The sequence below is a fragment of the Ewingella americana genome, from assembly GCF_006438725.1.
Lineage (GTDB): Bacteria > Pseudomonadota > Gammaproteobacteria > Enterobacterales > Enterobacteriaceae > Ewingella > Ewingella americana_A.
The window spans coordinates 98,633-110,479 of record NZ_RCZD01000012.1 but is presented as its reverse complement, the minus strand read 5'-3'; the positions used below and the strand labels follow the sequence as shown (position 1 = coordinate 110,479).

The following is an 11,847-nucleotide window of genomic DNA, read 5'->3' as shown; positions in this document are numbered from 1 at the left end:
CATGAGTCTTTGCGGCACGCTCGAACCCCTCGAATGGGAAAGTGAATTTTTCGGTTTGTGCACTGCAAAACTGCACATAGACCCGGCAGCTGTTGCTGTGACTGAACCGGCGTTCGCCGCCTATGCGCGGGTGCAGGTGAAAGTGAATGCGGATGATACCCAGATACTTGATACCTTACAGGCCCGTGGTTTTCAGCTGGTCGAAGGTGAGATTGACCTGTGCATCACCCCCGGTGGGACAACGCCGTCGCCTGTTGACGTAAAAACCGCTACCGGTTCGGATATTTCGGCCATCAGCGCTGCGGCGGGTGCCGCTTTTCGCCTCAGCCGCTTTCGCACCCCTTGGTACCAACCGCAGGACAGTGAGCGCTTTTATGCCCGGTGGGCGGAGAAAGCCGTACTGGGTACTTTTGACCATCTCTGTTTATTGATGAAAAGCTCCTCCGGTGAAACTCAGGGTTTTGTTACCCTTCGTCAGACGGCGCAGGGTGCGGCGCGCATTGGCTTACTGGCTGTCCTGCCCGAATGGCAGGGCCATGGCGTCGGCAAACAACTCATGACGGCGGCGAAACAGTGGTGCGTCGCCAATAGCGTCTCCCGGCTGTATGTCGCGACACAAACCAGCAATCTTGCTGCTCTGAATCTTTATATCGCCAGTGGGGGAAAAATCTCTCGCTCGGCATATTGGCTGTACAGGTGAAAAAATGATCCCTTTTAATGCCCCCCCGGTTGTTGGCACTGAAATTGACTACATGCGTTCAGCGATGAGCAGCGGAAAAATGTGTGGTGACGGCGGCTTTGGGCTGCGTTGCCAGCAGTGGTTCGAGCAGCGTTTCGGCAGCGCCAAAGTGTTGCTGACGCCCTCTTGTACTGCATCGCTGGAGATGGCCGCGTTATTGCTCGATATCAAAGAAGGCGATGAAGTGATCATGCCGAGCTTCACGTTTGTCTCGACCGCCAATGCCTTTGTGCTGCGCGGCGCGAAAATCGTCTTTGTGGATATCCGCCCGGACACCATGAACATCGATGAGATGCAGATCGAAGCGGCAATCACTGACAAAACCCGTGTCATTGTACCGGTACACTACGCGGGCGTAGCCTGCGAGATGGACCACATCATGCAACTGGCTGAAAAATATAAGCTGTTTGTGGTGGAAGATGCGGCGCAGGGTGTGATGTCGACCTATAAAGGCAAAGCACTGGGCACCATCGGCCACATTGGCTGTTTCAGCTTCCATGAAACCAAAAATTACACCTCGGGTGGCGAGGGCGGTGCGACGCTGATCAATGACAACACATTGGTCGATCGCGCCGAAGTCATTCGGGAAAAAGGCACTAACCGTAGCCAGTTTTTCCGCGGCCAGGTGGATAAGTACACCTGGCGCGATATTGGTTCGAGTTATCTGATGTCCGATTTGCAGGCCGCCTATCTGTGGGGTCAGCTTGAGGCCGCTGAGCCGATCAATCAGCGCCGTCTGGCGCTTTGGCACAACTACAATGAGACATTGCAAATGCTGGCACAGGCGGGGCGCATCACGTTGCCGACCGTTGCGCAGGGTTGTGTGCAGAATGCGCATATGTACTACATCCGTCTGAACGATATCGAAGACCGGGATGCCTTTATTGCGCACATGAAAGCCGCCGATATTCTGACGGTGTTCCATTATATTCCTCTGCACGCCAGCCCGGCGGGAGAGAGCTTTGGTCGTTTCAGTGGTGAAGACCGCTTTACGACCAAAGAGAGCGAACGCCTGGTGCGACTGCCATTGTTCTATAACATGACGGATGAGACTCAGCAGACCGTCATCAGTGCCATGCTGAAATACTTCGCCTGATATGTCTCTGGCAAAGGCTTCGGTCTGGACGGCAGGCTCCACGCTGATAAAAATCGCCGCTGGCCTGCTGGTGGTGAAATTGCTGGCGGTGGCCTTTGGCCCGGCAGGTGTGGGTCAGGCGGGGAATTTCCGCCAGATGGTCACGGTGCTGGGCGTATTGTCAGGCGCCGGTATCTTTAATGGCGTGACCAAATACGTGGCCGAGCATCATCAGGATCCGGCCCGTTTAAAGGCTGTTCTCGGTACCGCTTCAAGCCTGATCTTAGGTTTCTCCACGCTGCTGGCGGTGATTTTTCTGCTGGCTGCGGGCCCGGTCAGTGTCGGGCTGTTTGGGCATGCTGATTTTCAGCCGGTGATCCGCGCGGTGGCGCTGATTCAAATGGGTATCGCCTACGCCAACTACTTTCAGGCCATCCTTAAAGGCTATCGGGATGCCAGAGGCAACGCGCTGGCGGTGATTGGCGGCAGCCTGATTGGGTTGGTAGCCTATTTACTCTGTTTCTGGCTGGGTGGTTATGAGGGAGCGCTGGCCGGACTGGCGCTGGTGCCTGCGCTGGTGGTATTGCCTGCCGGCGCGATGTTATGGCACCGTCATCCTTTCCCGCTGCATTTCCTGCGGCTGGGCTGGGACCGCGCCATCGCCAGCCATCTGGGAAAATTCACCATCATGGCGCTGATCACTTCGGTGACGTTGCCGGTGGCGTATGTGATGATGCGAAACCTGCTGGCGAAATATTACAGCTGGGACGACGTGGGGATCTGGCAGGGCGTTAGCAGCATTTCGGATGCCTACCTGCAATTTATCACCGCCTCATTCAGCGTCTATCTGCTGCCAACGTTATCCCGTCTGACCGACAAACAGGCGATTTCACGCGAAATTATTAAGTCGCTGAAATTTGTGATCCCGGCCGTGGCCTGCGCCAGCTTTATGGTGTGGCTGCTGCGTGACTTCGCCATCTGGCTGCTGTTTTCCCATCAGTTTACCGCCATGCGCGATCTTTTTGCCTGGCAACTGGTCGGTGACGTGCTGAAAGTCGGGTCCTATGTTTTTGGGTATCTGGTGATTGCCAAGGCGTCCCTGCGCTTTTATGTACTGACCGAAATCAGCCAGTTTTTACTGCTGACCGGTTTTGCGCACTGGCTGATCCCGTTACACGGTTCTTTGGGCGCCGCACAGGCCTACATGGCGACTTATATCGTCTATTTCACCCTGTGCAGCGCCGTTTTTGTTATCTATCGTAGACGAGCATGACAACGCTGATTCACGTTTTGGGATCTGATATCCCGCACCATAATCTCACCGTACTGCGCTTCTTCAATGACGTGCTGGCTGAGTGCGCGCCGCAGGATCAGATCCGTCACTTTATGGTGGTTGCGGCAGACAGCGCTGCGTTTGCCGGATTTACCCGCTTACAGATTGATATTTACCCGGATAAAAAAAGTCTCGCGCAGGCGGTGATTGCCAATGCGCGGCAGAACCGCAGCCATCGTTTCTTTTTGCACGGGCAATTTAACCCGACACTGTGGCTGGCATTACTGATCGGCAAAATCAAAGCGCGACAGGTGTGCTGGCATATGTGGGGCGCGGATTTGTATGAGGCGTCGGGTAGTCTGAAGTTTCGTCTGTTTTACCTCCTGCGACGCATTGCCCAGGGGCGGGTCGGCCATGTGTTCGGCACGCGCGGCGATCTGATTCATTATCACCTGCGTCATCCGCGGGTAGCTTCATCGTTGCTGTACTTCCCGACGCGTATGGACCCGGCGCTGACTCAACCGGCTGACCAGCCTGAGCCAGGCGGGCCGATGACCGTGCTGGTCGGCAATTCTGGCGATACCAGCAACCGGCACATCGAAGCGCTGAAGGCGTTGCATCAGCCGTTTGGCGCCGATATTCGGGTAATTATTCCGATGGGCTATCCGGCGAACAATCAGACTTATATTGAACAGGTGCGGGCTGAAGCGCTGACACTGTTTCCGGCAGAACATGTGGAATTACTGACAGAGGCCATGGCGTTTGATGATTACCTGAATATGCTGCGCCGTTGCTCGCTGGGTTATTTTATTTTTGACCGCCAGCAGGGCATCGGTACCTTGTGCCTGCTGATTCAGTTTGGCGTGCCCTTTGTGGTGAGTCGTCAGAATCCATTCTGGCAAGATTTGGCCGAGCAGCATCTGCCGGTACTGTTTTACGGCGATGCGCTGGACACTGCGACCGTTGCCGAAGCGCGCCGCCAGTTATTGAGCACTGACCGTCAGAATATCGCGTTCTTCAATCCCAATTATATTGCCGGATGGCAACAGGCGCTGAATCTGGCGGCGGGAGCCACATCATGACGCTGGCCCAGTTCGGCGGTCTTTGCGTGGTCTATGTTGTTTCGTTGATCTTCATTTTGACGCTGACCTACAAAGAGTTTCGTCGCGTCCGTTTTAACTTCAACGTCTTCTTCTCAATGCTGTATTTGCTGACGTTCTACTTTGGTTTCCCACTGACCTGCCTGCTGGTGTTTCGTTTTGACGTACAGGTAGTACAGGTGGAATACCTGTTACAGGCGATGCTGGCTGCCACCTGTTTCTACGGTATTTACTATGTCAGTTACAAAACCAGGCTGAAAGCGCGCCCGGCCACGCCAAGAGCGCCGTTGTTCACCATGAACCGGGCTGAAACCCATCTGACGTGGATACTGTTGGCCCTGGTGGCGCTCATCACGGTGTCGATTTTCTTCCTGCATAACGGTTTTCTATTATTCAAACTGAAGTCCTACAGCCAGATCTTCTCCAGTGAGGTCTCCGGCGTGGCACTCAAACGTTTCTTCTACTTCTTTATTCCCGCCATGCTGGTGGTCTATTTCCTGCGGGAGAACCGTCGCAGCTGGCTATTTTTCCTGGTAAGCACGGTGGCTTTTGGGTTATTGACCTACGTGATCGTCGGTGGTACGCGCGCCAATATCATCATCGCGTTTGCGCTGTTTCTGTTTATCGGCATCGTGCGCGGCTGGATATCGCTGTGGATGCTGGCCGTGGCGGGTGTTATGGCTATCGTGGGGATGTTCTGGTTGGCGCTGAAGCGTTATGGCATGAACGTAAACGGGCCGGAAGCGTTTTATACTTTCCTCTACCTGACCCGCGACACCTTTTCGCCGTGGGAAAACCTGGGCCTGCTACTGCAAAACTACGACAAGATTAGCTTCCAGGGACTTGCCCCGATTATTCGCGATTTCTACGTGTTTATTCCGAGCTGGCTGTGGCCGGGCAGGCCGGGCGTGGTGCTTAATTCTGCCAACTACTTTACCTGGGAAGTGCTCAACAACCACTCCGGCCTGGCCATGTCTCCGACCCTCATCGGCTCATTGGTGGTGATGGGCGGCGTGGGGTTTATTCCGCTGGGGGCAGTGGCGGTGGGTCTGATCATCAAATGGTTCGACTGGTTGTACGAACTGGGAAAAGCGGAGAAGAACCGCTACAAGGCCGCGATTTTGCAGAGCTTCTGTTTCGGGGCGGTATTTAATATGATCGTGCTGGCCCGTGAAGGCGTGGATTCGTTCTTTTCGCGCGTGGTCTTTTTCTGTCTGATTTTTTGCGCCTGCCTGGTCATGGCAAAACTACTGTACTGGCTGTTTGACGCCGCAGGGTTGGTCCGCCCGCGCTCGAATCGCGTTGGTAATATCATCAACACCGAAGGGATCTCAACGACTGGCCAGTCGTCGCAGGAACATTCATGAATTCAAATAATAACATTCCCCTCTATTCTATTCGTGGCATTAATTTGTGGGGCTTTCGCGATATGGGCCAGTTTCTGGACTATCTGTTTGCCGATACTCGCGTAAAGACCGGCGCTCTGGTGGCGATGAATGCTGAGAAAGTGTTGACCATGGAAAGCCAGCCAGAGATCGCTGAGCTGATTAGCCGCGCCGAATACAAATATGCCGATGGCATCAGCATCGTGCGGTCTATCCGTCGCAAATACCCGCAGGCCAACGTGTCACGCATCGCCGGTGCCGATCTATGGGAAGGGCTGATGCAGCGTGCCGGGCAGGAAGGCACGCCGGTATTCCTGATTGGCGGAAAACCCGAGGTGCTGGAGCAAACCGAAGCTAAACTGCGCGCCCAGTGGGATGTGAACATTGTTGGCAGCCAGAACGGCTACTTCACCGATCAGCAGCGCCAGCCATTGTTTGAGCGCATCAAAGCCAGCCAGGCCGCGATTGTCACCGTGGCGATGGGTTCCCCGAAGCAGGAGCTACTGATGCGCGACTGCCGAGAGGTGTATCCCGATGCTTTATATATGGGTATCGGCGGCACTTACGATGTGTTTACCGGCCACGTAAAGCGTGCGCCAAAGTTCTGGCAAAAGCTCGGGCTGGAGTGGCTTTATCGTCTGATTCGCCAACCCAGCCGCCTTGGGCGTCAGCTTAAACTGCTTAAATACCTGCGTTATCACTACACCGGTCGTCTCTGATTCCTCTGGCGCCACAGCATTTTACGCCAGTGGCGCGCCATCTCTCGTTTTCGTTGTCCGCTTGCCGAAAATTTCAACGCCTGTTGCCAGATGAACCCCAGCTTTCTGATTTGTGGTTTGCAACTGATCACAAAATACGAAACCATACCGCCCGTTTTGGCGCCCCACTCGGGGAAGCAGACTATAAAAATAACATTCCGGTCATCCCGGAAGGCAAACACAACAACGACAACATTGAGGATCTATGGCAAGTAACGAGGAAAAAGGTGGGCTACACCGCGGGCTAGAAGCCCGGCATATAGAACTGATAGCACTGGGTGGTACTATCGGCGTTGGGCTGTTTATGGGGGCGGCCAGTACGCTCAAATGGGCAGGGCCGTCGGTATTGTTAGCCTATATCTTGGCGGGTATCTTTGTTTTCTTCATCATGCGTTCTATGGGCGAGATGCTGCACCTCGAGCCGGTGGCCGGTTCGTTCGCCGTCTACGCGCATAAATATCTCGGCCCTTACTACGGTTATCTGACGGCATGGAGCTATTGGTTCATGTGGATAGCGGTGGGGATTTCAGAAATCACCGCCATTGGTGTCTATGCCCAGTACTGGTTCCCTGATTTACCGCAGTGGATCCCGGCGCTGGCTGCCGTGGCCATTGTCGCAGCGGCTAACCTGGCCGCTGTAAAACTGTATGGTGAGATGGAGTTTTGGTTTGCGTTGATCAAAATCACCACCATCATTGTGATGATTGTGGTCGGTCTGGCAGTGATTTTCTTTGGTTTTGGCAACCATGGTCAGGCCGTCGGCTTTGCTAACCTGACTGCACACGGTGGCTTCTTTGCCGGGGGCTGGAAAGGGTTCTTGTTTGCGCTCTGTATTGTCGTGGCATCCTATCAGGGTGTGGAGCTGGTGGGGATCACTGCCGGTGAAGCCAAAAACCCGCAGGTCACGCTCAGACGCGCTATCAATAACATCCTCTGGCGTATCCTGATTTTCTACGTCGGTGCGATTTTCGTCATCATCACTATCTTCCCGTGGAACGAAATGGGGACGCACGGCAGCCCGTTCGTGCTGACGTTTGCGAAGATTGGTATCGCCTCGGCAGCAGGCATCATCAACTTTGTGGTGCTGACGGCGGCGCTGTCGGGTTGTAACAGCGGGATGTACAGCTGCGGGCGTATGCTTTACGCGCTGGCGAAAAATCGCCAGGTCCCGGCGTTTCTCGGTAAAGTGTCGAAAAGCGGCGTGCCGGTCTACGGTATTGCGGTGACTATCGCCGTGCTGCTGATAGGTTCATGCCTGAATTATCTGATCCCTAACCCTGAGCAAGTCTTTGTTTATGTCTACAGCGCTTCGGTGCTGCCGGGTATGGTGCCGTGGTTTGTGGTGCTTATCAGCCAGCTGCGTTTCCGTGAGGCTCATGCAGAGAAGCTGAAAGACCATCCGTTCAAGTCAATTCTGTTCCCTTATACCAACTATCTGACGCTGGCATTCCTCGCCTGCGTGCTGGTGGGAATGGCAATTAACCCGGATACGCGAATTTCTTTGCTGGTAGGCGGGATTTTCATCGCGGCAATCAGCCTGATATACTTCGGGCTGGGGATGAACAGACGTTCATCTCTGACGGCTGAACAGACAAAATAACGTCGTAAGTCATGGGTGGGGAAGGTGATGCGCCTATTTTTAGCGCGTATTGGACAAAGAGCAGTCAAACGAAACTTTTCCAATAAAAAGCACTAGACAGGGTGGCATGAAAACCGTAGTATCCCCACCCGCAACGGCGCTAAGCGCCCGTAGCTCAGCTGGATAGAGCGCTGCCCTCCGGAGGCAGAGGTCTCAGGTTCGAATCCTGTCGGGCGCACCATTAAGTTTGCGCTAGAGTTGCGGTGGTCTTGTTTGAGGTTAAACAGTCCACGATGTAGAAGAGTTTGAAATGGTGGCTATAGCTCAGTTGGTAGAGCCCTGGATTGTGATTCCAGTTGTCGTGGGTTCGAGCCCCATTAGCCACCCCAAATTTTTTAAATGATTTTGTGAACGTGACATGCGATGGTGGCGGAATTGGTAGACGCGCTAGCTTCAGGTGTTAGTGTCCTTTGGATGTGAGGGTTCGAGTCCCTCCCTTCGCACCACACACAAAATGCATTTAAATGATGCTGTTAGCACCAAAAAGTAGTAAGATGCACGACATCGGCGAGTAGCGCAGCTTGGTAGCGCAACTGGTTTGGGACCAGTGGGTCGGAGGTTCGAATCCTCTCTCGCCGACCAATTCGAAGAAACCTGCTTTCATAAGCAGGTTTTTTTTCGCCTGTAGTTTATGAGGATGAGAACCTCCGAAGTAGGTTTGAGCCGAGCGCAGCGAGACCACGTTGCTTTAGCAACGGCCCGCAGGGCAAGCATCGAAGATGCGCGTAATCCTCTCTCGCCGACCAATTCGAAGAAACCTGCTTTCATAAGCAGGTTTTTTTTCGCCTGTAGTTTGCCACATAGACCCCTTCTTCCCCTGCTGTTGCTCTGAAGCGACATTCTGTCTTTCTATTGTCGTTACGCGACGACATCCAACCAACTGAAAGTAAACGAATTGTCCCCATTATGGGCAGGTTGTCTCTGGCAGACAACACTAATTGGCGTTAAGTCATTCTTTGCTATGCGTGGCTTTGGAATGGCCAACATGCTTTCTAAATAAAAAATGATAATTAAGTCATTAAAATCAATAAAATACGTGTTTTTTATTTTCCGGGCCTGAAAGAAATCCTGATGTGGCACGCGTCCTGCACTACCTGATATGTAGATGCTCATTCCACCCCTTATGTTTGCCTTCCGGCTTCATAAACCTGGGAATGATGCAGAGCCAATTTATAGTGCCTATTGTCTATCTGCCCGATAAACACCTCTCATCAGGTATTTATCAACCAGCAGGCAAAACGTTGAGTGAGGCACTCCCCTGTTGTCCATGACCTGATTGTTTTCGACACTTGCCATCCGGCAAGTGTTTTTTTTTGCGCTAATACCCGTCATCCTTCAGGCGGCAGATGCGTTGGCTTCTGTTACTCACCCGAATCACTGACTTATGTCAGCTCATCGGGATCCCCAAGTTTGCCGCCTTTCTGCCACTCGAATGATTTAAGGTATTCATTTACTCAAAGCATAAAAAAAGCTCCCGAAGGAGCTTTTAGCCGTGGGCTTAAACTTACTGCCCTTGTGAGTTATTCAGGGTCAGCATTAACCCTTTGTGACGCATCTCGGCGGCTTCTGCGGGTTTATGCAGTTTATCCAGCGCATCGGCCAACCACGCATAGTCGTAAGCGTCAGGGCGCTGTTGTAGCGCTTCACGGAAGGCTTCAGACGCCTGCAACCATTCACCATGCTTCATCAGCAACTGGCCCAACGTGCTGTTAAGCAGAGGAGTAGCGCCATTCTGCTTGATGATCTGACGCAGTGTCTTCTCCAGCTGTTCAGGATCACCCGAACGCAGTTTCGGCATCATGGCGATCAGGCGTTCATCGTACTGACGTTTTAGCCCGTCGAGGATCACTTCCTGCGCGAGGTCCTGATCGTTGCACTCAATAAGATGTGCAGCCATCGCCACCTGCAAGGCGACTTCGTGACGGGTTTTGCGGTTCTGGTCTTTCCACCAACGTTTCAGACCTTCACTGCCTTCTTCGGCCATCATTTGATTCATCATGCCGATGTACGCCTGCTCTTGCAGCACACGCAGCTCTTCGTCGTCATGAATACCGGCTTTGGACATCGATGGCAGAATCTCCAGCAATGAGCCGTAAGCCCCGGTGCGCAAATAGGCCTGTTCGGCCAGACGCAGGATCTCCGGGTGACGCGGCGACTGACCAATCAGACGGTCAACGCCGTGGCGTGCGGCGTGAATTTCGCCCCGCGCCAGCTGAATACGCACGCGGGTGATATCCACCGGCATTTGATCGATATCTGCAATTTCAGCCGCACGTTCCAGATACTGGTTGGTGCGAACATCATCGCCACGTTGTTGTGCCGCTTCGGCCGCCAGCAAATAGTTCACCACCGGTTGTTCCGCATGGTCAGCATTACGCGCCAGTAACTTCTCCATTTGACGGTGATCGCCTTCTGCCAGCTTCAGCATGGCAGCCTGGGTCTGTTTGCGCGCTTTGGAGCTTTTGCGGCCAGCGAACCAGCCTCGGGTGCGTGCGCCAGTGCGCAAGACACGGCGTAAAATCCATTCGATGAAAAACAGCACCAGCATCAGAACCACAAACATGATCACCATGCCTGTGACGCTGGTTTCGATGTTGTAATTGTCCGTCTGAATCAGTACATAGCCCTGATGCCCGGCGAGCATAGGCCCGACGACAATCCCGGCAATGATGATAATGAATAATACGAAAACCTTTAGCATGCGTTATTCCCCCTGAGCAGCGGCAGCGGGCTGTTGAAGCAGATTACGCACCCGCGTTTGCATCAGTTTTTCCAGCATGGGCTGACTTTTCAACTGATCGGGTACATCCATCGAAATGGACTGCTGGCTGAGGTTGTCTACCTCTTCAAGGAACGCTTTGGTCGACGGGTCGCTGGTATCAAAATAGGCGCGTACCCAGGTCGATACCGACTCAAGAGACTGCTTGTAGATTTCGTCCTGATGGCGCGGTACAGCCTGTGCGGCAACCAACAGGCGCGAACGGATGTTTTCACGCAGATAGACGTCCTGATTAGGTGCCAGCAAAGGCTCTGCGCTGCTGTCGCGGCGACGGACTGTGATGAAGTCCGATATAAAGCTATGCCAGCTTTTGGTCAGGTTCTGACGCCATTCGCTGAGGGATCCCGACAGGCTGGTGCCGTCGTCGTCCATTGGAGCCTCATCGCTGTCGTTGTCAGCCAGACGCAAGTTATCAACCTGGTTGGACAGCTGATTCACTTTCAGAATAATACCGTCGAAATCGACCTGCGTAACCGCGGAGAGGCTGGCGACGTCTTCATTTAGCGCACGGCGCACATCAATCAGGCTCGGGTCATTCATGTCGGCCAGGCTGGCATCGGCACTTTTCAGGAGCGCAGCGGCGGTGGTGACATCCTGATCGCTCCACAGTTTACGGCCAGCCAGTTTGACCAGGAAATCGGCCTGCGCCAGCATCCAGGTTTTGGCATCGCTGCCAGAAATGCTGGCGACTTTGTCCTGTAATTCATTCAACTGTCGACTAAATGAAGCCTGCTGGCGCTCGCTGGCCTGCTGTGATTTATCCTGTTCACCGAGCAGGGCGGCAATTTGCTGTTTGTCCTGCTGCTGGCTTTTTTGCAAGGCGATAAGCTGGTCTTGTAGCTCATCGACGGCTGCCGTTTGTCTGAGCGTCTGCTGGTGCCCGTGATAATAGAGGCCCGCGCCCAGTGCGATGACCAGCACGATGGCAATCGCGCCGAGAACCGGAGCAGTACGCTGTTTTTTACGCAACGAGTTCAACAGGTCATCTTGTTGTTTTTCACGGGAATCAACGTCTGGCTGTTGGGGGCTCTCAACCGCTGGGGTGATCACATCATCCTGGGCGGAAGGATTTTTTTGTTCCGTCATCTTGGCACATCCC

At 53.7% G+C, this 11,847-nt stretch carries 10 protein-coding genes, 4 tRNA genes and 1 other RNA gene; 12 read left to right on the top strand and 3 right to left on the bottom strand.

From position 1 onward, the window contains the following. Position 1 precedes the first annotated feature (1 nt). The 12 genes from rffC to EAH77_RS19865 all read left to right on the top strand — a co-directional run bounded on the left by rffC (position 2) and on the right by EAH77_RS19865 (position 8,715). Positions 2-700 (top strand): dTDP-4-amino-4,6-dideoxy-D-galactose acyltransferase, encoded by a 699-nt coding sequence (gene rffC / locus EAH77_RS19920; RefSeq protein ID WP_140474560.1) that lies wholly within the window; start codon positions 2-4, stop codon positions 698-700. A gap of 4 nt (positions 701-704) precedes the next feature. Continuing rightward, on the top strand, positions 705-1,835 hold the full coding sequence (gene rffA, locus EAH77_RS19915; RefSeq protein WP_140474559.1) for a dTDP-4-amino-4,6-dideoxygalactose transaminase: 1,131 nt from the start codon (positions 705-707) through the stop codon (positions 1,833-1,835). Position 1,836: 1 nt separating this feature from the next. Further along, positions 1,837-3,087, top strand: a complete 1,251-nt coding sequence (gene wzxE, locus EAH77_RS19910) for a lipid III flippase WzxE (RefSeq protein WP_140474558.1) — start codon at positions 1,837-1,839, stop codon at positions 3,085-3,087. After that, positions 3,084-4,169: a TDP-N-acetylfucosamine:lipid II N-acetylfucosaminyltransferase gene (locus EAH77_RS19905; RefSeq protein ID WP_140474557.1), complete on the top strand. Its 1,086-nt coding sequence runs from the start codon at positions 3,084-3,086 to the stop codon at positions 4,167-4,169. The genes wzxE and EAH77_RS19905 overlap by 4 nt, the downstream gene beginning before the upstream one ends. Then, positions 4,166-5,554 (top strand): ECA oligosaccharide polymerase, encoded by a 1,389-nt coding sequence (gene wzyE / locus EAH77_RS19900; protein WP_140474556.1) that lies wholly within the window; start codon positions 4,166-4,168, stop codon positions 5,552-5,554. The genes EAH77_RS19905 and wzyE overlap by 4 nt, the downstream gene beginning before the upstream one ends. After that, complete coding sequence (gene wecG, locus EAH77_RS19895; RefSeq protein WP_140474555.1) at positions 5,551-6,291, top strand: lipopolysaccharide N-acetylmannosaminouronosyltransferase; 741 nt, start codon at positions 5,551-5,553, stop codon at positions 6,289-6,291. Before wzyE ends, wecG begins: the two co-directional genes overlap by 4 nt. 244 nt (positions 6,292-6,535) lie before the next feature. Beyond that, a complete protein-coding gene (gene thrP, locus EAH77_RS19890; protein ID WP_140474554.1) occupies positions 6,536-7,930 on the top strand; it encodes a bifunctional threonine/serine APC transporter ThrP in 1,395 nt (464 codons plus the stop codon). 143 nt (positions 7,931-8,073) lie between these two features. After that, positions 8,074-8,150, top strand: a tRNA-Arg gene (locus tag EAH77_RS19885). A 72-nt stretch (positions 8,151-8,222) separates the two neighbouring features. Then, positions 8,223-8,298: transfer RNA gene (locus EAH77_RS19880), tRNA-His, on the top strand. A 31-nt stretch (positions 8,299-8,329) separates the two neighbouring features. Beyond that, positions 8,330-8,415, top strand: a tRNA-Leu gene (locus EAH77_RS19875). Positions 8,416-8,474: 59 nt separating this feature from the next. Next, a tRNA-Pro gene (locus tag EAH77_RS19870) sits at positions 8,475-8,551 on the top strand. A gap of 35 nt (positions 8,552-8,586) precedes the next feature. After that, positions 8,587-8,715: non-coding RNA, RtT sRNA (locus tag EAH77_RS19865), on the top strand. Positions 8,716-8,827: 112 nt separating this feature from the next. Here EAH77_RS19865 and EAH77_RS19860 read toward each other — a convergent pair. The 3 genes from EAH77_RS19860 to hemX form a co-directional block, all read right to left on the bottom strand. Next, positions 8,828-9,082, bottom strand: coding sequence for a hypothetical protein (locus EAH77_RS19860; protein WP_140474553.1), 255 nt, complete (start codon positions 9,080-9,082; stop codon positions 8,828-8,830). A gap of 391 nt (positions 9,083-9,473) precedes the next feature. After that, the gene (gene hemY / locus EAH77_RS19855; RefSeq protein WP_140474552.1) at positions 9,474-10,670 is read right to left on the bottom strand and encodes a protoheme IX biogenesis protein HemY; all 1,197 of its coding nucleotides are present in this window, start codon (positions 10,668-10,670) and stop codon (positions 9,474-9,476) included. Positions 10,671-10,673: 3 nt separating this feature from the next. Further along, positions 10,674-11,834 (bottom strand): uroporphyrinogen-III C-methyltransferase, encoded by a 1,161-nt coding sequence (hemX, locus tag EAH77_RS19850; RefSeq protein WP_140474551.1) that lies wholly within the window; start codon positions 11,832-11,834, stop codon positions 10,674-10,676. Between the last annotated feature and the right edge of the window lie 13 nt (positions 11,835-11,847).

What these genes read in the sequence shown, in the direction of transcription:
- wecG (WP_140474555.1), top strand. Translation starts at nt 5,551, where the DNA reads ATGAATTCAAATAATAACATTCCCCTCTATTCTATTCGTGGCATTAAT.
- EAH77_RS19905 (WP_140474557.1), top strand. Translation starts at nt 3,084, where the DNA reads ATGACAACGCTGATTCACGTTTTGGGATCTGATATCCCGCACCATAAT.
- hemY (WP_140474552.1), bottom strand. Translation starts at nt 10,670, where the DNA reads ATGCTAAAGGTTTTCGTATTATTCATTATCATCATTGCCGGGATTGTC.
- thrP (WP_140474554.1), top strand. Translation starts at nt 6,536, where the DNA reads ATGGCAAGTAACGAGGAAAAAGGTGGGCTACACCGCGGGCTAGAAGCC.
- rffC (WP_140474560.1), top strand. Translation starts at nt 2, where the DNA reads ATGAGTCTTTGCGGCACGCTCGAACCCCTCGAATGGGAAAGTGAATTT.
- hemX (WP_140474551.1), bottom strand. Translation starts at nt 11,834, where the DNA reads ATGACGGAACAAAAAAATCCTTCCGCCCAGGATGATGTGATCACCCCA.
- rffA (WP_140474559.1), top strand. Translation starts at nt 705, where the DNA reads ATGATCCCTTTTAATGCCCCCCCGGTTGTTGGCACTGAAATTGACTAC.
- EAH77_RS19860 (WP_140474553.1), bottom strand. Translation starts at nt 9,082, where the DNA reads ATGAGCATCTACATATCAGGTAGTGCAGGACGCGTGCCACATCAGGAT.
- wzyE (WP_140474556.1), top strand. Translation starts at nt 4,166, where the DNA reads ATGACGCTGGCCCAGTTCGGCGGTCTTTGCGTGGTCTATGTTGTTTCG.
- wzxE (WP_140474558.1), top strand. Translation starts at nt 1,837, where the DNA reads ATGTCTCTGGCAAAGGCTTCGGTCTGGACGGCAGGCTCCACGCTGATA.